Raw genomic sequence first — 19423 nt, forward strand, 5'->3', positions numbered from 1 at the left:
AACATACTTATCTTCCATTATATCTCAATACCGACTCTCTTACTAGGGATAATTTTACCAAATATTACATTCCTTCATAGAGATCTTCATATAATCTTGCTGAATTGCTCCATGAGAAGTCTTTCTGCATGCCTCGTTCCACGATCTTGTTCCAGTCACGTTTTCTATCATAATAAATACGTTCTGCATAACGGATCGTTCCAAGCATCTCATGCGCATTAAAGTTCATAAAACTGAATCCGGTTCCCGTCTTCTCGAACTCGTTGTACGGCTCAACCGTATCTTTCAGTCCACCGGTCTCACGAACGATCGGTACGGTTCCGTAACGAAGGCTCATAAGCTGACTCAGTCCGCAAGGTTCAAAAAGTGACGGCATCAGGAATGCATCACAGGATGCATACACTTTGTGTGACATCGGCTCGGAATAATAGATATTGGCACTGACTTTCTCCGGATATTTCCATGCGAAATAACGAAAGCTGTTCTCATAGCGTTCTTCTCCGGTACCAAGAATGACGATCTCCACCTCATCCTGACAAAGTTCATCCATTACATAGTTGACCAGGTCAAATCCCTTCTGGTCTGTCAGTCGGGATACAATACCGATCAGCATCTTATGAGGATCTTTTTCCAGGCCAAGCTCTTCCTGAAGTGCGGTCTTATTCTTCACTTTTTCCTTGCGGAATGTCTCAATAGAATAATTTTTCACAATGTTCGGGTCTGTCTCCGGATTGAACTCATTGTAGTCAATTCCATTTACAATTCCGGAGAGACAATTGGAACGGGCATTCATAAGTCCGTTCAGCTTTTCTCCGTAAAATGGTGTCTTTATTTCTTCTGCGTAGGTATTGCTTACCGTTGTCACGCGGTCTGAATACACGATACCGCCTTTGAGGAAGTTGGCATCCCGGTATGCCTCCAGTTTATCCGGTGTGAAATAGTAATCCGGAAGTCCGGTGATATCACGAACCGTTTTCTTATCCCACACGCCCTGGAACTTCAGATTATGGATGGTAAATACAGTCTTGATTCCTCTGAAATACTCATTTCCGTAACGGAAGTTGTCAAGAAATACCGGGACAAGTCCTGTCTGCCAATCGTGGCAGTGAATAATATCGGGGCGGAAATCCAGGAGCGGGAGTGCGCAAAGCGCTGCTTTGGAGAAAAATGCGAACTTCTCAATATCATAGGCAATATCTCCATACGGCTTCGGTCCGTTAAAATAATATTCGTTATCAATAAAATAGAATGTAACACCTTCGTACTGCAGTTCCAGAATTCCCACATACTGCTGCCGCCAATTCAGATCCATATAAAAATGAGTCTTATAAACAAGCTGATTCTTCCATTCTTCCTTCATACATACATACTTTGGAATCATCACACGCACGTCGTATTTCTTTTTGTCAAAATATTTCGGAAGTGAGCCGACAACATCTGCAAGGCCTCCCGTTTTAATAAATGGCACCGCTTCCGATGCTACAAACAATATCTTTTTCATCCTGCGCCCTCCTTCTTCTCTCTTGCGGCTTTCTAGCTACTAATTATACCGCAAAAACGGCGATTTGAAAAGATTTATCTGTGCTTTGACTGTAATCGGATCGTATCTGCGACAAGCGCGATAAACTCAGAATTTGTAGGCTTGCCTTTTCCATTGCTTACTGTATACCCGAACAGCCGCTCCAGCGTGTCGAGTTTTCCTCTGCTCCATGCAACTTCGATCGCATGGCGTATTGCTCTTTCTACTCTGCTCGCCGTGGTCTGATGTTTTTTCGCCACGGTCGGATACAGAATCTTGGTAATCGCATTCAGAATATCCATATCGTCTACGACCATCAATATCGAATCCCGAAGATAATGATATCCCTTGATGTGTGCCGGTATCCCGATCTCATGAAGAAGATCCGTCACTTGTTTTTCCAGGTTCTCCTGCATGTCCGGTCCTTTTGTAACCATCGTTTCTTCTTTCCGGTCCGCCGCTTTTGTTCCGTGGCCGGTACTTTTTATCCGCTGTAGCACAGTCTCATTGTTGAAAGGTTTTAAAATGTAGTATGATGCACCTTTTTCAAAGGCATCTTCCGTAATCCGCTCCTGTCCGATTGCGGTCACAACAATGAAATTGGGTTGTTTTTTGACCGCCTTATCCTGGCTCACAAGTTCCATCACACTGATCCCGTCCATTTTCGGCATGATCAGATCCAGAAGTACAACATCCGGTTCCTCTTCTTTGATAATATGATACATATCCTCCCCGTTGTTCGCCTTTCCAACAAGATTCAATTCCTGATCACTTTCGATAATTTCGCTCAATAAATCCAGCATTCGTTCATTATCGTCGGCAATCGCAACATTCAGCCTTTCCATAAAGTTATACCCTCCTTCGATTTGACAGCAGATTTACGGCTGTTACGGGAAACATTATATGCTCCTGAATTTGCCGGATACAAGAAAACAAAGTCGTAAAAATTAGACATTTTTCGCGCTTGACGCTATTCGTCAAGATTCTCCAGCATATTTTCGATGAAAATGCCGTAGCCTTTTGTCGAATCCTGTACGAAAACATGCGTGACTGCTCCCACAATTTTTCCGTCCTGCAAAATAGGACTTCCACTCATTCCCTGCACAATTCCGCCTGTTATTCTCAAAAGTTCCTCATCGGTGACCCGGATCTCGATTCCCTTATTGACCTCCCCCGGGTGTAAGTCGATTTTTGCAATCTGAATCTCATAATCTTTTACTTCACCGCTTACGGCGCATCGGATATACGCTTTCCCTGTTTTGATTTCTTCTTTCGAAGCTGCCGGATAGGCCTCCTGCTTCTTGAACACCTTATCTACCCGGTCGATTTTCCCATAGATTCCCGTTTCCGTATTGCTCGTTATACTTCCGAGTACATTGTAGTGATTATATACAATGATTCCTTCCATGCCTCCCGGACTGCCATTCTGCCCTTTTTTGATGTTTTGTATACTGGTTTCATAAAGAGTACCTTCTGATATTTCCAAAAGCTCACTCGTGTCCACATCATGGATTCCGTGACCAAGCGCTCCGAACTCGCTGTTCGCATTCAGAAATGTGATGGTTCCGAGTCCCTGCACATTGTCCCTTACCCAGATGCCAAGTTTATACTTCCCCTCTTCATCCTTTGCAGGATGAATCTTTACATCAATATACTCCATTTTTCTACGTAAGTGCAGAATTACGGTTTTTTTCGACATATTCTGCATAACTTCGATGAGTTCCTGCTTATTTTCCACCTCTTCTTCATCGATTCCGACGATATAATCTCCGTCTTTCACCAGATGTTTTGCAGGGGAAGTTGAGCTCCCGTCACTGCTTTTGATCTCGTCTGTGCCGAGTACCATCACTCCGTCCGTCTCCATGTATATGCCTATTGGCATTCCTCCCGGAATCAACAGATTCTCGGATCCGGTGCCTGCGCTCACCTCTTTTTTCAGTTCCTCCCTTTTTATCTGCAGGAAGCAGTAGCTGCCGCCGACCGTCACGGCAAACACCAATAAAATAATCAGCATTCTTCGATACCATCTGACTGTCATGTCTGTTCCCCTTTCTCCTGCTTTTTCTGAAGATTCTGATGAAAAAACGTAAGTGTTCAGAGCCAACTTTGAAACCACTGCTCGGCTCTGAACAGATACAAAAAAAGCAGGAAACTTGTGTTCCTGCTTTTAGTATGCAAAAAATATCTTTATTTTAAACCGGATGCCAGATTTTTCATTTCTTCGGCATTGCGAAGCACTGCATCCGTGATCTGGGCGCCTCCCAGAATCCGCGCCAGTTCTCTTACGCATGCTTCTTCGTCCAGCCGGGAAATGCTGGTTTTCGTCACATGATTTTCCACTTTTTTTTCGATCGCATAATGGGCATCCGCCATCGCTGCGATCTGCGCCAGATGGGTAATGCAAATCACCTGATGTTTCCGCCCGATCACGCCCATCTTCTCGGAGACCTTCTGCGCCGTGCGTCCGCTGATCCCCACATCGATTTCGTCGAATATCAGTGTCTCGATCTCATCTTTATCTGCAAGAACCGACTTGATTGCCAGCATGATTCGGGATAGTTCACCGCCGGATGCGACCTCCGCCAGCGGCTTTTGGGGCTGTCCCGGATTCATGGAAATCATAAACTCCACATCATCGGTTCCTTCCGCTGTGTAATCCTGGGTTCTTGTGAACCGGATCTCAAATTGTACTTCAAGGAAATTCAGATCCAAAAGCCCTTCCCGAATCTTTTCCTGCAGTTTCTTCGCCTCTTTTTGGCGAATCCGGCTCAGTTTTTCACACAGCTCCCCTAATTTATCCTCTGCGCCTTTTAGGCGGACTTTCAGGGTATCCAGATAATGATCGTAATCCTGAAGGATCTGAAGTCGCTGCTGCTGTTTTTCACAGTATTCGAGAATCTCCGTCACGGTGTTGCCGTATTTGGACTTGAGGTGATTGATATCGTTCAGTCTGCTCTCCACTTCATAGAAAGCTTCCGGTGAAAAAGACAGCGAATCCGTGTAATCTCTCAGTTCCCGGCTGAAATCGCCCAGCAGATTCTCCACTTCCAGTATCTGGCCGTACAGCTCTTCCGTATGCTTGTCGTATCCGGTCGCATCTGCGATGGCACGGACAGCGCGTCCCAGAAGTTCGCCTGCATTTTCCTGGTTCTCTCCTGCCAGATAGGCATAGGCCTCTTCCAGACTCTCTGCGATTCGTTTGCCGGACACCATCTTTCGATATGTTTCTTCTATTTCCAAATCTTCTTCTTCGGATAGTCCCGCATTCTGGATCTCCTCGATCTCAAATTCCAGGAAGGAAATCTCCTTCAGTCTCTGAGCTTCATCCGTATCCGCCTCATTCAGTTCCTTTTGCACGGCACGATATGTCCGGTACGCTTCCTGTACCTGTTTTTTCACACCGTCCGCATCCTTGGCAAATGCATCGAGTATGGCCAGGTGATTCTTTTTATAAAGCAGGGATTGATGCTCATGCTGTCCGTGTATATCAATAAGCGCCGATGCCACTTCCCGGATCTTAGAGGCTGTCACCGTCTCCCCGTTGATCCGGCTCACACTTCTGGAGCCCGTCAGTTTGCGGCTGATGATGATCTGCCCGTCATCCGGATGAATCTCCAGCTCTTCAAGCTTGCGGATCGTCTCAGGAGAATTCACGGAAAAGGTAAGCTCTACAAGCCCCGCATCCGTTCCTTTTCGCAGCATATCAGCTGAATAGCGCCCGCCGAGGGCAAGACTCACACTTCCCAATACGATTGATTTTCCTGCCCCAGTCTCTCCGGTCAGAATATTCAGACCTTCCGCAAAATCCACTTCGACCTCATCGATCAGGGCGAGATTCTTCACATGTAGATTCTGTAACATGCTTCCTCCTGTTCTACTTTTCAGCTACTTCGCGAGCAGCTTCTTGATCTTTTCCATCAAAAGGATGGTATCATCCACACTTCGCACCGCGCACATCACGGTGTCGTCTCCGGCAATACATCCCACCAGTTCTGTCCATTTCATCGCGTCCAGAGCGGCCCCCACTGCCATCGCCATCCCGGAGACCGTCTTGATGACCAGAATATTCTGTGCCATATCCATGGACACGAATCCGTCACGCAGAATGCGGATATACTTTTCTCCCATGGCAGTATTTCCGCTTTCCAGTACTGCGTATTTCTGTTTTCCGTTCTCAGCCGGAACTTTCGTAAGCTTGAGGTCCCGGATATCTCTGGACACCGTTGCCTGTGTCACATGGAAACCAACCTGGTTCAGCCGCTCTGCAAGTTCTTCCTGTGTCTCGATCTGGTATTTATTTATAAGTTCTACTATTTTCGCGTGTCGGTTTACTTTCATGTTCCAGTTCCTTTCCATATTTATCAGGCAATGCCCTAATTTCCCTTCATCTTCTCACGCATAGTCTCCAGGAAACTGATCTTGCTCAATTTGACGATTTTCGCCGTCTCCCAGGCTTTTTTAATTCTCACCCGGTCTCCGGTATGCAAAGGAATCACATCTGCCCCGTCAAAACTGATCGCTGCCTCTTCACACTGTCCTGCACGATGAGCTCCAATCTCAATCACGATCTCATCATCTCCCGAAAAAACAATGCTCCGTGAATTCAGTCCGTGTGAACAGATCGGGGTGACCACGATGAGCGATGCCCTGGGCTCCACAATCGGGCCGCCTGCCGAAAGGTTATATGCGGTCGATCCGGTCGGTGTAGAAATAATGATTCCGTCTGCTTTATACGAATTTAAAAATTCCCCATTGACATACAGATTGATCTGGATGATTTTCATCAGTCCGCTTCTTGTGACAACAATATCGTTCAGTGCCACATCCCGCATCTGATTCGGGCCGGAACCATAGAGCATCATTCTGTTCTCGATCGCATAGTTGCCTGTCATCAGCTGTTCGATGGCGCGCTCCACATTCTGGACCTCTACTTCCGTCAGATATCCAAGCGTTCCCATATTGATGCCAAGCATAGGAATCTCTCTTCCGAACAAGGTTCTGGATGCCTGGATGAACGTTCCGTCGCCTCCAACGACCAGTGCACAGTCGATCTGATTCGGTATCGTCTCCGGTCTGATCTTCTCATAGTCATCCTTCTGGCAAAGGATACAGGTCTTCCCGTAAGACTCAATACACTCTTTGATCCGAGTCGTTATTCGATAGTCTTCGTCTTTTGCATAATTTGTAATAATATAAAATCGTTCCATTTTCAGCCTCATATCCCTGTTATGCAAGTGTGTCAAACGCCGCATCCGTCACCTGACGGATACGTACACCTTCCTCCACTTTTGCTTCTTCCGGCGGGCATTTCTGCAAATGAACCAGATATTCGATATTACCTTCCGGTCCTTTGATCGGCGAAAACTCCAGCGCCTTTACCTTAAATCCTATGGAAACGGCATATTCTGTTACTTTCTCAATCACTTCAACATGAGTACTTTTTTCCCTGACCACTCCTTTTTTACCGACTTTCTCACGCCCCGCCTCAAACTGTGGTTTGATCAGTGCCACGATTTCTCCATCATCTTTCAGATAATTCCGGATCGGAAGGAGCACCTTGGTAAGGGAAATGAAGGAGACATCGATGGAAGAAAAATCAATCGGCTCGCCGAGATCTTCCGGAACCACATAGCGGATATTGGTCTTCTCCATGCAGACAACACGCTCATCCTGTCTTAGCTTCCAGTCAAGCTGCCCTCTTCCGACATCAATTGCAAATACTTTTCTGGCTCCATTTTGCAGCATACAGTCCGTAAAGCCTCCCGTAGAGGATCCCACATCGGTGCACACCTTGCCCTCCATGGAGACATCAAAATTCTTCATCGCTTTCTCCAACTTCAGCCCTCCCCGGCTCACATAAGGAAGGGTATGCCCTTTTACTTCAATCTTTACATCTTCGGAAAATGTGGTTCCCGCTTTATCTTCTCTCTGTCCGTCCACAAACACATTGCCGGACATGATGATTGCCTTTGCTTTCTCTCTGGAGGCTGCCAGACCCTGCTTTACAAGTAATACATCCAACCGTTCTTTCATGTCTTTTTATCCTCTCCGTCCCATATATTCCGTCATGATTCGCTTCGCTATGGACTCATCATCCATCAGGACTTCCCGGCGCAGTACATCCACACTGCCGTGTTCAATATAATCATCCGGCAATGCGATCATAAGTACCTTCATCTTCAATCCTTTTCTGGAAACAAAATCCAACACTCTTTCTCCGTAACCGCCGCTTTTGACATTTTCTTCGATCGTAACGAGAAGTTCATGTTCACCTGCCAGTGCAAGGAGCATTTCCTCATCGATCGGTTTCACGAAGCGCGCGTTGATCAGCGTGCAGTTGTAACCGGTATCCTTCAGCTGTTCACGTACACGCACGGCCGTTTCAAACATATGTCCCACACTCAGGATGGCAATGGAATCCTCCTCGAAAATCGCTTCACTCTTGCCGTAGACGATCGGCTGACGGTATTCTTTGAATCCGTCGTACGCCGTGCCACGGGGATACCGAAGCGCGGCCGGTGCTCCCATTTTTACCGCAAAGCGCAGCATGTCTGCCAGTTCCCATTTATTCTTCGGTGACATCACCGTCATATTCGGCACCATCGAAAGATAGGACAGATCAAAATCGCCCTGATGCGTCTCGCCGTCGCTTCCTACCAGACCTGCCCTGTCAATGGCAAACACGACCGGAAGCTTCTGCAGACATACATCGTGGATGATCTGATCAAATCCCCTCTGCAGGAAAGATGAGTAAACCGCAAATACCGGATGAAGGCCGGCTGCCGCAAGTCCCGCCGCGAACGTCACGCCATGCCCTTCGGCGATCCCCACATCGAAGAACCGGTCCGGAAAATGCTTATGGAAAGCGGCAAGTCCTGTTCCGTCCTCCATCGCAGCCGTGATTGCCACCAGACGTTCATCCTTTTTCCCAAGATCCAGCATGACTTTGGAAAACACATCCGTGTAAGAATCTTTCGCACTCTTTGTCAACGGCTCTCCCGTTACGATGTCAAATGGCCCGGTTCCGTGGAATTTCGACGGATCCTGCTCTGCCGGGAGGTATCCTTTTCCTTTGCGGGTCAGCACATGAAGAAGCACCGGCCCTTTCACTCTCTTTGCTTCTTTGAACGCCCGGCAGAGTGCTTTCAGGTTATGCCCGTCCACCGGTCCTAAATATTTGATCCCCATATCTTCAAAAAACATACCCGGCACAAAGAGCTGTTTGATGCTGCTCTTCGTCTTGCGCATATGTTTTACGAGCTTCTCGCCGCCGACCGGAATGCTTCCCACCACCGTCTCAACCGCATTTTTCAAGTCAGTATAGGCCTTGGCGGTGCGCAGTCCGTCCAGATACTGGGACATTCCGCCCACATTCTGGGAAATAGACATTTTGTTATCATTTAACACAATAATAAAATTAGTTTTGAGTGTGGCCGCGTTGTTGAGTGCCTCGTAAGCCATTCCTCCCGTCAGGGATCCATCACCGATGACGGAAATCACATGATAATCCTCCCCGAGGATATCCCGCGCACACACATATCCAAGCCCCGCGGAAATGGAAGTGGAGCTGTGTCCCGTGTCAAATGCGTCACAGTCACTTTCCTTTCTTTTCGGGAATCCGCTCATGCCGCCATATTTTCTCAAATCATCAAACCCGTCTTTTCTTCCGGTCAGAATCTTATGGGTATAGGATTGGTGGCCCACATCCCAGATAATCTTATCCTCCGGAAGATCGAAACTCAAATGCATGGCCATGGTGAGTTCCACCACACCAAGATTGGAGGCAAGATGCCCTCCGGTGCGGCTGATTTTTTCTATGAGAAATTTCCGGATCTCAAGAGCCAGTTCATCCAGCTCCTCGTCCTTCAATTTTTTGATATCATTTGCTTTCTGAATCTGTTCCAGATACATGCCAACACCTCATTATTTTCTCCTATGTACCAGTTCCTGAAGCAGCCATGTCAGATAAGGATTCTCAAGATTCAGACTCTGAAGCAGCTCCACTGCTTCTTCCGAGATTCTTTCTACGTCCTTTGCCGCCTCATCCAGACCTTTTATGGTCACATATGTCGATTTTTCATTCTTTTCATCGCTGTGGATCGGTTTCCCGAGTTCTTCCTGCGTGCTCGTCACGTCCAGGATGTCATCCTGGATCTGGAATGCAATTCCCACATCCGATGCGATCTTCTCCACCGTTCTTACCTGTTCCTGCGTAGCACCGGCAAGCACTGCACCGATCATCATAGCACTTTCAATGAGTGCTCCGGTCTTCAGCTCATAGATGAAGTTCAGCATCGCTTCGTCCAGTCCCTTACCGCAGGATGCCACATCCACAACCTGTCCGCCGATCATTCCGTAAATTCCTGCCTTTTCTGCCAGGATCTTAAGTGCCTTCCCAATCTGAAGGCTCTTTTCGGGAGCAATGTCAAATGCTTTCACTGCCGTCTCAAACGCATAATTGAGCAGTGCGTCTCCCGCAAGAATTCCCATCGCTTCCCCGTAAACCACATGGGTCGTCTTCCTGCCCCGGCGGTATTCGTCGTTATCCATCGCCGGCAGGTCGTCGTGAACCAGTGAATAGGTGTGGATCATCTCCAGTGCCGCCATAAATGGCTCCACGACTTTTCCTTCTCCGCCAAAAAGGCGGAAGGTCTCCTGCATCAGCATGGGGCGGAGACGCTTTCCTCCCGCCGTCACACTATACGCCATTGCTTCCATGATCTGCTTCTGATATCCTTCGGCAGCCGGCAGATACTCATCCAGGATTGCCTCGATCTCATTTACTTTCTGCTTCATTTCTCCACTAAAATTCATGTGTTTCTCCATTCTCCTCCAATATCAGCACCTGTTTTTCTACTTTATCGATTTTATCACTGCACCGTTTCAACATCTCCATTCCGCTCTGGTACAGCCGGAACGATTCCTCCAGCGATGTCTCGCCGCTTTCCAGTTTGTTCGTCACATCGTCCAGCTTCTCAAAGAGTTGCTCCAGTGTCTCTTCCGCTTCCTGTTCAGCTTCCTTCTCTTCCTTGATCGGTCCAGCCTCTTGTTTCCATTCTTCTTGAAATTTTTCTTTCGGCACTGCCTTTTTCTTCGTCTCTGCCACCCTTTAATCCTCCTTCCGGACGTCCCTGACCTGTGCGTGGATCACGCCATCGGTCACATATATGTTGAGGAGCTCCTTTTCTCTGACATCCGCAACGCGTCTGACCGTGCGTCCGTCCTCCCGCTGCACATAGGAGAATCCCTGATTCAGCCTGTCAAGCGGTGATGCCCCCTTCATCCGCTCGATCCTGAGAGCCAGCCTATGCTTTGCATCTGTCAGCTGCCTTCCCATGTCGGCGTGAAGGAGCTCTTCGTATTCGTCTACTTTATCCCGGAAATCCCTGATTCTGGCGTTAAATGCCTCCGGAATCAGTTCTTCGTAATCCGCAAGCTGCTGTCTCAGATCCAGAAGTCTTCCCCTGGGACTTAGATACCCCATCTTTGCCTGATATGTTTCCAGCACCAGGCGCGTCATATTCAGCTTCTGCACGAGGCTCCGGTGCATCTTGCGTGCATAATTCTCCATCTTCTCATCCACTTTGCGAATCTCACAGACCGCAAGTTCCGCCGCAGCCGAGGGTGTCGGCGCGCGCAGATCCGCCACATAATCAATGATTGTCATGTCCGTCTCATGTCCCACGGCCGAAATGACCGGAACTGTGCTTTCAAATACGGCTCTTGCCACGATTTCTTCATTAAATGCCCAGAGATCCTCGATGGAGCCTCCGCCTCGTCCGACGATCATGACATCCACCTTCTTCTCCTCCAGCATCCGGATTCCTTTCACGATACTCTCAGCGGCACCTTCTCCCTGTACCAGCGCCGGGTAGAGGATAATCTGCACATAAGGATTCCGCCTTTTCGTAATATTCATGATATCACGCACAGCCGCTCCCGTCGGAGCCGTCACCACGCCCAGTGTCCGCACGTAGGGCGGGATCGGCCTTTTGTATTCCGGCGCAAACATCCCCATTTCTTCCAGTTCCTGCTTCAATGCCAGAAAACGTTCATAGAGAAGTCCTGCCCCGTCCAGACGGATTTCCTTCGCGTAGAGCTGGTATTTCCCGTCTCTCTCATAAACGCTGATGCTTCCAAGGACAATGATCTGCTGCCCTTCCCTCATACGAAAAGAAAGTCCGCTGCGTTGCCCGGCAAACATGACACAGGCAATCGTCCCGGACTCATCTTTTAAAGAAAAATATATATGTCCCGAAGTGTGATATTTTACATTCGACACTTCACCCTTCACATAAATTCGATTCAGCATAAAGTCCTGCGCAAACATATTTCTGATATACGCATTGACCTGCTTTACTGTATATACATTCTGCATGATCTCTCCTGCACCGAAGACCGGGTAAGACTTAAGCAAGCTTTCCCAGTACTCCGTTAATAAATGCCGGCCCTTCATCACCTGAGAATCTCTTGGCAAGCTCTACGGCCTCGTTGATCGCTACTTTCACCGGCACATCGTCATCGAATTTCATCTCGTAGACAGCAAGCCGCAGAATAGAAAGATCCACCTTATTCATTCTTGTTGTCTTCCATCCGGTCGCATTCTCATTGATCATCGCATCGATCTCACATACTTTTTCGGCAATCGCTTTTGCCTTTGCCAGCATATAGCTGCGATCCTTCTCGCTCACCTCATCCAGCTGGTCAAGATACAGCTCCAACTGCTTCTCGATCTGTTCCTCCTCCGTGAATTCCAGTCCGAAAATCATTTTGAAAATATGTTCTCTCAGTTCACTTCTTCCCATCGTCTCTCTCCAAATTTATTCTTCATCCGGCATATCCACGCCTGCTACACGGATGTTCACGTCCGCTACGGTAAGGCCGGTCATATTTTCAATTGCTGCCTTTACTTTCTCCTGCACCTTCATGGTCGTCTCTTTAATACTTCTTCCGTACTTCAGATTCAACGCAAGAGAAACGGTCACGATTCCTTCAAGCACATCTACTTTCACACCCTTGGAAAGGCTCTTCATACCAAGCTTCTCGATCAGTTCTCTTGTAGCGTTGCCTGCCATGGAAGAAACGCCTTCTACTTCCATTGCCGCAAGCCCAGCAATGATCGCAACCACTTCATCTGCGATCTGAACAACGCCTAGATTCTCATCGGTTTCAATTGTATATGTGTTTCTTTCTTCTTTATTCATGATAAGCCTCCTTCAAAATTCATCTGTATACTCAGTTCATCCGCCCCTTATCGGGGCACATTCTACTCATACTATATCACATTTTCCATGCGTTGGAAAGAAGAATTATGAACGCCCGAACTCGGATAATACCAGGCCTTCATTTCGCTCCAACACCATACGGATGCTCCAGCTGTTGACAAAAAGCAGGAGCGGCCGGTCTTTCAGATCCTTGATCTTCTTCATATCAGAGGTACCCACCAGCCTGTCCATATCAATATTATCATTTTCGATCCATCGGATATGCTCATACGGAAGGGTATCCATGCGGATCTCCACGTTGTATTCATTTTCCAGACGGTACTTCAGCACATCAAACTGCAGAACCCCGACCACCCCTACGATGATCTCTTCCATGCCGGTGTTGAATTCCTGGAAAATCTGAATCGCGCCTTCCTGAGCGATCTGATTGATTCCCTTGATAAACTGCTTTCTCTTCATGGTATCCACCTGGCGCACTCTTGCGAAATGCTCCGGTGCGAAGGTCGGAATTCCTTCGTATGCGAATTTCTCCGGAGAATTGGTGAGGGTGTCTCCGATGGAGAAGATTCCCGGATCAAACACACCGATGATGTCTCCTCCGTATGCCTTGTCGATCATCTTTCTCTCGCTCGCCATGAGTTGCTGCGGCTGGGAGAGACGGACCTTTTTGCCGCCCTGAATGTGATACACATCCATTCCCGCATCAAATTCACCGGAACAGATCCGCATAAACGCGATCCGGTCCCGGTGTGCCTTATTCATATTTGCCTGAATCTTAAATACAAATGCAGAGAATTCTTTCTCTTTCATCGGATCAATAAGCCCTTTATCGGACATTCTCGGGAGCGGAGAAGTCGTCATCCTAAGGAAATGCTGAAGGAATGTCTCCACACCAAAGTTCGTGAGCGCAGATCCGAAAAACACCGGCGACAACTCTCCTTTACTTACCAGTTCCTGATCGAACTCGGCACTTGCACCGTCCAGAAGTTCGATCTCCTCCTCCAGCTTCTCGTACTGTTCCTGCGTCACGATCTGCTTCGCTTCCTCACTGTCGATCGGCGCCTTTCTGACTTCTCCTACCGTCGTTCCTTTCTTCGTATCTGAAAAGATTTCCAGTTCTCTGGTATCCCGGTCAAACACCCCACGGAATTCCTTTCCCGATCCAATCGGCCAATTGATCGGACAAGTGGCGATCCCCAGTTCTTTTTCAATGTCATCCAGAAGTTCAAAGGTGTCCATCGCCTCACGGTCCATCTTATTGATAAACGTAAAAATCGGAATGTGGCGCATTACACATACTTTAAACAGCTTCCTTGTCTGCGCCTCAACACCCTTGGAACCATCGATCACCATGACCGCCGAATCCGCTGCCATCAAGGTACGGTACGTATCCTCCGAGAAATCCTGATGTCCCGGAGTATCCAGAATATTGATGCAGTATCCACCGTACTCAAACTGCAGTACGGACGAAGTTACCGAAATACCTCTTTCCTTCTCAATCTCCATCCAGTCTGAAACAGCATGCTTCGCTGTCGCCTTTCCCTTGACCGAACCGGCCTGGTTAATGGCTCCTCCGTAAAGCAGGAACTTCTCGGTCAATGTCGTCTTTCCGGCATCCGGATGGGAAATAATTGCAAATGTTCTTCTTTTCTTTATTTCATTCGTAAAATCTGCCATGGTATACTCCTGTTATTCTATAATGTAGTATTCGTTCTTTCTATCTATTTATTCAACTTTTCTCACTTAATGAGGTCATTTAATTAGTCTACCACATCTTATTCCAAAATAAAAGAGAGAAGTTGTTGGGGATGGCTCTGATTCCACAAATTAAGCTCATTCATTCTCCCCGCTATGGATCGGAGTGATCACAATATTTGCCGCGTTGATCCCTGCCTTGCGTGTCACGATGTCTTCGATCTGCGCGCGTTTGGCTTCCGTGAGGTCACTGCTGTTCACCACAACATCTGCCGAATCCTCGGAAAGGCTGACGACTGCCTCGCTGAACCCTTTGCTGGCCAGTAGGGTTTCGATCGTCACTTCTTTTTCTGCCAACTCAGTCATCTGCACCATCTGCGCGATGGCATCTGCTTTCTGCTCATCGCTCACATTTGCATCATCGATGATTGCCTGAAGGGTTTCTTTATTTTTCGCCCGTACCTGCTCCCGGCTGATCTTTGCCTGTGCCACTACGCCGCTTGCAGTTCCGCTGGTAAGAACCGCTTCTCCCGGTGTACCTTCCGTTTCCGCATCGGACACTCCTCCGTCCGTCTGAGATGTATCTTCGTCAGAAATATCCAGAAGTTCCGTGCTTGCAAGTGTACTGTCCGCTTCCTCGGCCGTACTGTTTTTTCCAAATATTTTTCCGGAGTAATTAAGATAACCGGCCACCGCGATCATAACTGCAAGTGCCGCAATGACTATCTGATTCTTTTTGAATATTCGTTTCACTTTCCTTCCTCCTGTTAATATTTATTGATTGCGCTTCATTACTTTAATTCTATGCGTGTCTACCGGGAATAATGCCTGGACAGCCTCGGTTATATTTTCGATCACCACGGCATCATCTCCCCCATCCGCAATCACCAGAACCCCTTCAATAGCGGGGCTCAGTTCTTTCGTAATGTAAGGCGTCTCATTGCTCCCGTTTCCGGTATAAACGGAGGTTTCCGAGGAACTGCTCCTTTTCGACGAACCGGATTCATTTTCTCCGCTCGTCTCGCTGGAACTCTCTCTGTCTTTTTCCACGATCTTCTCCGAAGAAGCAGAAAGCGTGATCATCACGGACACTTTTCCTACTCCCTGCACCTGCACCAGTGCATCCTCCAGCCTCCGTTCCAGGCGTCGGACGTACGCCTCATCGTCGGTGCTTCCGGAACTCGCTGTTTCGTCCTGTACCTCTTCCTGCTCTTCTTCCCCTTCTTTTGGGACCGGGATCGCGATCACGACCAGCAGGATCCCGACAAGCAGAAGGATCAGCCACTGCTCCTTTTTCCCGAAGAACTTTTTTATATATTGTAGATACTCTTTATTCTTCTCCATCCTGCTCCTCCCCGGAAAATGAATAGACAAAATCTTCCAGACCCTCGGCCTGCTCTCGGATCTCCTCCAGTTCCTTCCAGTTGTCATCACTTACAGACGCCCGCATCCTGCCTTCAAATCCGGCATCTATGACTCTCATGACCGGTGTCAAAAGAAGGATGACCAAAATCAGCCCACAGAAGAAACGAATATATTTTTCATAGCTTCTGTTCGGGATCAGCTGCAGGACAGCCGTTACCAGCACCATGTAAAATGCCAGATTTCGAAGCCATTCATAAAAATAGTTGAACATCCTGTGTCTCCTTTCTTCAACTGGTGGATGCCGCCGTCACTGCAATGGTCACCAGAAAGAGGATTGAAGTTGTGAAAATGATGCTAAAGAGCATCCGGCAGGCATTTCCCATGCTGGACAGCACTTCCACGATCCTTTTATCGGAAATCGGCTGAACCACAGCTGCCATCGCTTTATAAAGAATCGTCAGCACGCCCATATTCAGGATCGGGAGCAGACAGATTCCAACCGCCAGCACCGCTCCCGCCATACCGACCGCATTTTTGATCAGTACCGCTGTTCCAAGTACTACTTCCGTCACCCCGCCGATGGCATCCCCGATTCCGGGAAGCATTTCGGCACCTTTTGTCCAGACACTCCGTTTCACCTGATCAATTGCAGGACTTAAGATTCCCTGGATCACACTCACTCCGGTCACACAGGCAAGCATCGTCTTCATCACCCAGGAGATCAGCATCTCCAGAAGTTCCCCTGTTTTGGAAAGATATTCTTCACCGGACAGATAGTTCAGGATCTGCACCATCAGATAAACGTGCACGAGCGGGAGAACAAACCGCACGATCACCAATTCCACCAGATAGATCAGAATCAGGATGAGCTGATAGAATCCCATTCCGGAAACACTACCGGTCGCCGCCGTCATACACAGGAAATAGGCAGGAGCCAGAACCTTCATAAAGGTCAGAAGAGTTTCCAGCCCCTGTTCGACCGTTTCCGTGGTAGAAGAAAATCCGGTCAGGCAGACAGCAATCAGAAGAATATAGACGATATAAAATGCGCAGTCCGCGATCTGGCTGCTTTGAAACACGCCGGAGAAATTGGTGAAGACGGCTGCAACGATCAGGAGCAGAAGCATCTGCAGCATGGCGGGTCTGTTTTCCCTCACAAGACCGAACAGAGTATCCGCGACGAAATCCACAATCAATTCCGGGGAAATGGTTTGCTCCCCGTCCATCATTGCCTGCACCACATCTCGGAACCGGACTTTTTCCCGCGAATATGCCTCTTTTAAGACACGGTCGATCTGGTCGGTATCCAGTTCGTCGAACAGACTCTCTGCTGCATCCTCACTTAATTTCGCAGCGTCTTCCTGCGTCACCCTTTCCTGTGCCTCCTCTCCCTCGGCGTGTACCGTGCCCGTGACTGCAATCAGCAGAGCCACGAAGAGAACATACATTCCATGCCGCATGCGCCGTAGTATTCCTGTCATCTTTCACTCCTTCCCCATATTCCCAATCCCATACTCTTTTTCCCGGGCCTTCAGCCGAGGAATCCCTGAATCGTGACCAGAAGTGCTTCCAGTACAGGCATACTGAGAGCCAGGATCGTCAGCTTTGCAAAGATTTCGATCTGCGATGCGATCGTCTGGTATCCTGCATCCCGGCAGATCGCGGAAGCAAATTCCGACACATAAGTCACCCCCAGCATTTTGAGAATTGCTTTCATATAGCCATTGTCCACTTTAACAAAACTACCGATGGTATCAAATGCCTCTTTAATCACCTCCAGCCTTCCGCTCATTCCAAAGAGTAGAAACAGACTGACGGCAATCCCTGTGTATATACCGTATTCCGCTTTTCCGCTTTTGAACTGCAGGGCAAGGAGCGTCCCCACTACCCCGATTCCTGCAATCTGCAGTATGTTCATCCGAATGCCTCCCTTCTAAAAACAGTCCGGCTGTTTTCTACAGTGCAAATAATCTCCTGATATCTTCAAAAAGCTCATACACATAAGGGATGATCCAGAACAGTACCAGTATAAGGCCCGCAAAACTGGTCAGAAATGCCTGTTCCTCCCGCCCGCTGTGTTTCAACACCTGACTGAGCACCGACACCAGGATCCCGACAGCTGCGATTTTAAAAATCAGATTAACACTCATGAATTCCTCCTCCGATTTCTTTTGTCACATAAGCAGGATCACAAGGAAAAGTCCTGCCGACACCCCCAGCAGATTACTGAGACGCTGTTTCTCATATAAAATCTTCTCTTTACGGCCTCTCCGCTCCTCCAGTCGTGTGACGTACCAAATAAGTGTCTGCTCCTGCATACGGATATCCAGATGATTCATCTGATATCCAACCTGCGAAAGCTCGTTCATTTCCTCCGAATCCAAAGGAAGTATTCCCAGAATTTTCCGCGTTCTGTTCTCCCATAACGCTCCTAGCTGCACTGCCCCCTTTTCCTGCATTTCCCTGGCCATTTCACGGAGCCAGAGGCTGTACGGACTGCGGCAGTATCTCGCTGTACGGAGAAAGATTTCCGGGAGCGGTGCTTTTGTATAGGAAATCTCTCCGCCGATCTCCCGGATCAGCTGTTCCAGACAGTGCATTTCCTGGATCTGCCTTCTATACTCTATACCTTGAAAATACCCCAACCCCGAAGAAGCCGTCAGAATGCAGAGACATCCGATCAGTTTCCACAGCATATCCGGTTCCCTCTGTCATCATAAATTCCTTCGATTTCTCCCGTCTTTCCACTTTCTTTCATCACCACATACCGTTTAAAATCATGACCTTCCCAGAAACGTTTCAAGAACGGCTTCTCACGGATTTCCTCCAACGATGTTCCGTGAACCGTCGCAAGCATGATCGCGCCACAGTGCATGGCATAGGATACGGCCTCCACATCTTGAGCGGTTCCAATCTCATCCACGGCCACGACCTGCGGAGACATGGATCGGATGAGCATCATCAACCCTTCCGCTTTCGGACAGTTATCCAGAATATCGGTCCGTTTTCCCACCTGATTCTGTGCCACTCCCTGATAGCATCCTCCGATCTCGGACCGTTCATCCACCACTCCTACATTTTGCCCTGCAAGATAGGCATTCCCATCCGATATCTGCCGCACCATATCCCGAAGAAGTGTGGTTTTGCCTCTCCCCGGCGGCGATATGATCAGCGTGTGACAAAGGCGCCCATTTTCCAGCACTTCCGGGAACAGCCGGTCCGCACATCCTTTCACTTCATGACAAATACGGATATTTATAGAAGAAATATATTGAAAATTGCGCACATGTCCTCCATCTGGTATAATTTTTCCGGATATTCCCACCCGATGGCCGCCATCGATCGTGAGGAACCCCTGTTTCATCTCTTCTTCATAGGCATACAAAGAATAGTTAGCTATGTATTCCATCGTTTCTCTCAGCTCTTCGCGCGTCACAATGTGCGCAAACAGCTTTTCCTCCCCATCACATCGGATCACCAATGGCTGTCCTTCCCGGAGTCGGATCTCCTGCAGCGTTGCAAAATCAATTCCTTCATTCAATATGATCCCGCGGATCCGCTCCGCAAGCACTCGGATAATCTGGTTTTTCTTCTCTCTTCTCATCTTGTCCACCTCTTT

22 protein-coding genes are annotated in these 19423 nt (G+C 48.2%); all 22 read right to left on the reverse strand.

The annotated features are described in order from the left end of the window. Nucleotides 1-64 precede the first annotated feature (64 nt). The 22 genes from glgA to spoIIIAA all read right to left on the reverse strand — a co-directional run bounded on the left by glgA (nucleotide 65) and on the right by spoIIIAA (nucleotide 19408). On the reverse strand, nucleotides 65-1501 hold the full coding sequence (gene glgA, locus ACTNBF_RS10125) for a glycogen synthase GlgA (RefSeq protein ID WP_427807955.1): 1437 nt from the start codon (nucleotides 1499-1501) through the stop codon (nucleotides 65-67). Nucleotides 1502-1575: 74 nt separating this feature from the next. Next, nucleotides 1576-2364 (reverse strand): sporulation transcription factor Spo0A, encoded by a 789-nt coding sequence (spo0A, locus tag ACTNBF_RS10130; protein WP_427807957.1) that lies wholly within the window; start codon nucleotides 2362-2364, stop codon nucleotides 1576-1578. A gap of 125 nt (nucleotides 2365-2489) precedes the next feature. Next, a complete protein-coding gene (spoIVB, locus tag ACTNBF_RS10135; protein ID WP_441089199.1) occupies nucleotides 2490-3557 on the reverse strand; it encodes a SpoIVB peptidase in 1068 nt (355 codons plus the stop codon). Nucleotides 3558-3706: 149 nt separating this feature from the next. Continuing rightward, nucleotides 3707-5380: a DNA repair protein RecN gene (gene recN / locus ACTNBF_RS10140; protein WP_441089200.1), complete on the reverse strand. Its 1674-nt coding sequence runs from the start codon at nucleotides 5378-5380 to the stop codon at nucleotides 3707-3709. Between the two features lie 24 nt (nucleotides 5381-5404). Next, the gene (argR, locus tag ACTNBF_RS10145) at nucleotides 5405-5857 is read right to left on the reverse strand and encodes an arginine repressor (RefSeq protein ID WP_427808035.1); all 453 of its coding nucleotides are present in this window, start codon (nucleotides 5855-5857) and stop codon (nucleotides 5405-5407) included. A gap of 35 nt (nucleotides 5858-5892) precedes the next feature. Then, nucleotides 5893-6726: an NAD(+)/NADH kinase gene (locus ACTNBF_RS10150; protein ID WP_427807963.1), complete on the reverse strand. Its 834-nt coding sequence runs from the start codon at nucleotides 6724-6726 to the stop codon at nucleotides 5893-5895. Between the two features lie 19 nt (nucleotides 6727-6745). Continuing rightward, nucleotides 6746-7552 carry a TlyA family RNA methyltransferase gene (locus ACTNBF_RS10155; RefSeq protein WP_441025370.1) on the reverse strand — a complete coding sequence of 269 codons (807 nt, stop codon included), beginning with the start codon at nucleotides 7550-7552 and terminating at the stop codon, nucleotides 6746-6748. Nucleotides 7553-7558: 6 nt separating this feature from the next. Further along, nucleotides 7559-9430 carry a 1-deoxy-D-xylulose-5-phosphate synthase gene (dxs, locus tag ACTNBF_RS10160; RefSeq protein WP_441089201.1) on the reverse strand — a complete coding sequence of 624 codons (1872 nt, stop codon included), beginning with the start codon at nucleotides 9428-9430 and terminating at the stop codon, nucleotides 7559-7561. A 12-nt stretch (nucleotides 9431-9442) separates the two neighbouring features. Next, nucleotides 9443-10333, reverse strand: coding sequence for a polyprenyl synthetase family protein (locus ACTNBF_RS10165; protein ID WP_441089202.1), 891 nt, complete (start codon nucleotides 10331-10333; stop codon nucleotides 9443-9445). Next, complete coding sequence (xseB, locus tag ACTNBF_RS10170; RefSeq protein WP_427807971.1) at nucleotides 10323-10625, reverse strand: exodeoxyribonuclease VII small subunit; 303 nt, start codon at nucleotides 10623-10625, stop codon at nucleotides 10323-10325. Before xseB ends, ACTNBF_RS10165 begins: the two co-directional genes overlap by 11 nt. Before the next feature lie 3 nt (nucleotides 10626-10628). After that, on the reverse strand, nucleotides 10629-11897 hold the full coding sequence (gene xseA / locus ACTNBF_RS10175; protein ID WP_441025363.1) for an exodeoxyribonuclease VII large subunit: 1269 nt from the start codon (nucleotides 11895-11897) through the stop codon (nucleotides 10629-10631). A gap of 31 nt (nucleotides 11898-11928) precedes the next feature. Beyond that, complete coding sequence (gene nusB / locus ACTNBF_RS10180; protein WP_427807975.1) at nucleotides 11929-12324, reverse strand: transcription antitermination factor NusB; 396 nt, start codon at nucleotides 12322-12324, stop codon at nucleotides 11929-11931. A 15-nt stretch (nucleotides 12325-12339) separates the two neighbouring features. Then, nucleotides 12340-12723, reverse strand: coding sequence for an Asp23/Gls24 family envelope stress response protein (locus tag ACTNBF_RS10185; protein WP_427807977.1), 384 nt, complete (start codon nucleotides 12721-12723; stop codon nucleotides 12340-12342). Between the two features lie 105 nt (nucleotides 12724-12828). Continuing rightward, nucleotides 12829-14421, reverse strand: coding sequence for a peptide chain release factor 3 (locus tag ACTNBF_RS10190; RefSeq protein WP_427807979.1), 1593 nt, complete (start codon nucleotides 14419-14421; stop codon nucleotides 12829-12831). 156 nt (nucleotides 14422-14577) lie between these two features. Then, a complete protein-coding gene (locus tag ACTNBF_RS10195) occupies nucleotides 14578-15192 on the reverse strand; it encodes a SpoIIIAH-like family protein (protein WP_441089203.1) in 615 nt (204 codons plus the stop codon). 21 nt (nucleotides 15193-15213) lie between these two features. Then, the gene (locus tag ACTNBF_RS10200) at nucleotides 15214-15783 is read right to left on the reverse strand and encodes a stage III sporulation protein AG (protein WP_427820430.1); all 570 of its coding nucleotides are present in this window, start codon (nucleotides 15781-15783) and stop codon (nucleotides 15214-15216) included. Further along, nucleotides 15770-16075, reverse strand: a complete 306-nt coding sequence (locus tag ACTNBF_RS10205; RefSeq protein ID WP_441017715.1) for a stage III sporulation protein AF — start codon at nucleotides 16073-16075, stop codon at nucleotides 15770-15772. The genes ACTNBF_RS10200 and ACTNBF_RS10205 overlap by 14 nt, the downstream gene beginning before the upstream one ends. A 16-nt stretch (nucleotides 16076-16091) precedes the next feature. Continuing rightward, nucleotides 16092-17285 carry a stage III sporulation protein AE gene (locus ACTNBF_RS10210; RefSeq protein ID WP_441089204.1) on the reverse strand — a complete coding sequence of 398 codons (1194 nt, stop codon included), beginning with the start codon at nucleotides 17283-17285 and terminating at the stop codon, nucleotides 16092-16094. A gap of 50 nt (nucleotides 17286-17335) precedes the next feature. After that, a complete protein-coding gene (locus ACTNBF_RS10215) occupies nucleotides 17336-17722 on the reverse strand; it encodes a SpoIIIAC/SpoIIIAD family protein (RefSeq protein ID WP_441017719.1) in 387 nt (128 codons plus the stop codon). Between the two features lie 37 nt (nucleotides 17723-17759). Continuing rightward, a complete protein-coding gene (gene spoIIIAC / locus ACTNBF_RS10220; protein WP_427807991.1) occupies nucleotides 17760-17954 on the reverse strand; it encodes a stage III sporulation protein AC in 195 nt (64 codons plus the stop codon). A 24-nt stretch (nucleotides 17955-17978) separates the two neighbouring features. Further along, entirely contained in the window at nucleotides 17979-18500 is a 522-nt protein-coding gene (locus ACTNBF_RS10225; protein ID WP_441089205.1) for a stage III sporulation protein AB, read from the reverse strand. Then, entirely contained in the window at nucleotides 18485-19408 is a 924-nt protein-coding gene (gene spoIIIAA / locus ACTNBF_RS10230; RefSeq protein WP_427820433.1) for a stage III sporulation protein AA, read from the reverse strand. Before spoIIIAA ends, ACTNBF_RS10225 begins: the two co-directional genes overlap by 16 nt. Between the last annotated feature and the right edge of the window lie 15 nt (nucleotides 19409-19423).

The organism is Bariatricus sp. HCP28S3_A4, from assembly GCF_052066395.1.
Taxonomy (GTDB): domain Bacteria; phylum Bacillota; class Clostridia; order Lachnospirales; family Lachnospiraceae; genus Allocoprococcus.

Excerpts from the sequence above, each read along its gene's own strand:
- spoIIIAA (WP_427820433.1), bottom strand. The coding sequence starts at position 19,408 with ATGAGAAGAGAGAAGAAAAACCAGATTATCCGAGTGCTTGCGGAGCGG.
- nusB (WP_427807975.1), bottom strand. The coding sequence starts at position 12,324 with ATGGGAAGAAGTGAACTGAGAGAACATATTTTCAAAATGATTTTCGGA.
- glgA (WP_427807955.1), bottom strand. The coding sequence starts at position 1,501 with ATGAAAAAGATATTGTTTGTAGCATCGGAAGCGGTGCCATTTATTAAA.
- ACTNBF_RS10225 (WP_441089205.1), bottom strand. The coding sequence starts at position 18,500 with ATGCTGTGGAAACTGATCGGATGTCTCTGCATTCTGACGGCTTCTTCG.
- ACTNBF_RS10200 (WP_427820430.1), bottom strand. The coding sequence starts at position 15,783 with ATGGAGAAGAATAAAGAGTATCTACAATATATAAAAAAGTTCTTCGGG.
- ACTNBF_RS10215 (WP_441017719.1), bottom strand. The coding sequence starts at position 17,722 with ATGAACATACTGCAGATTGCAGGAATCGGGGTAGTGGGGACGCTCCTT.
- spoIVB (WP_441089199.1), bottom strand. The coding sequence starts at position 3,557 with ATGACAGTCAGATGGTATCGAAGAATGCTGATTATTTTATTGGTGTTT.
- ACTNBF_RS10190 (WP_427807979.1), bottom strand. The coding sequence starts at position 14,421 with ATGGCAGATTTTACGAATGAAATAAAGAAAAGAAGAACATTTGCAATT.
- ACTNBF_RS10165 (WP_441089202.1), bottom strand. The coding sequence starts at position 10,333 with ATGAATTTTAGTGGAGAAATGAAGCAGAAAGTAAATGAGATCGAGGCA.
- argR (WP_427808035.1), bottom strand. The coding sequence starts at position 5,857 with ATGAAAGTAAACCGACACGCGAAAATAGTAGAACTTATAAATAAATAC.
- recN (WP_441089200.1), bottom strand. The coding sequence starts at position 5,380 with ATGTTACAGAATCTACATGTGAAGAATCTCGCCCTGATCGATGAGGTC.
- ACTNBF_RS10155 (WP_441025370.1), bottom strand. The coding sequence starts at position 7,552 with ATGAAAGAACGGTTGGATGTATTACTTGTAAAGCAGGGTCTGGCAGCC.
- xseA (WP_441025363.1), bottom strand. The coding sequence starts at position 11,897 with ATGCAGAATGTATATACAGTAAAGCAGGTCAATGCGTATATCAGAAAT.
- ACTNBF_RS10210 (WP_441089204.1), bottom strand. The coding sequence starts at position 17,285 with ATGACAGGAATACTACGGCGCATGCGGCATGGAATGTATGTTCTCTTC.
- ACTNBF_RS10205 (WP_441017715.1), bottom strand. The coding sequence starts at position 16,075 with ATGTTCAACTATTTTTATGAATGGCTTCGAAATCTGGCATTTTACATG.
- ACTNBF_RS10150 (WP_427807963.1), bottom strand. The coding sequence starts at position 6,726 with ATGGAACGATTTTATATTATTACAAATTATGCAAAAGACGAAGACTAT.
- ACTNBF_RS10185 (WP_427807977.1), bottom strand. The coding sequence starts at position 12,723 with ATGAATAAAGAAGAAAGAAACACATATACAATTGAAACCGATGAGAAT.
- dxs (WP_441089201.1), bottom strand. The coding sequence starts at position 9,430 with ATGTATCTGGAACAGATTCAGAAAGCAAATGATATCAAAAAATTGAAG.
- spo0A (WP_427807957.1), bottom strand. The coding sequence starts at position 2,364 with ATGGAAAGGCTGAATGTTGCGATTGCCGACGATAATGAACGAATGCTG.
- spoIIIAC (WP_427807991.1), bottom strand. The coding sequence starts at position 17,954 with ATGAGTGTTAATCTGATTTTTAAAATCGCAGCTGTCGGGATCCTGGTG.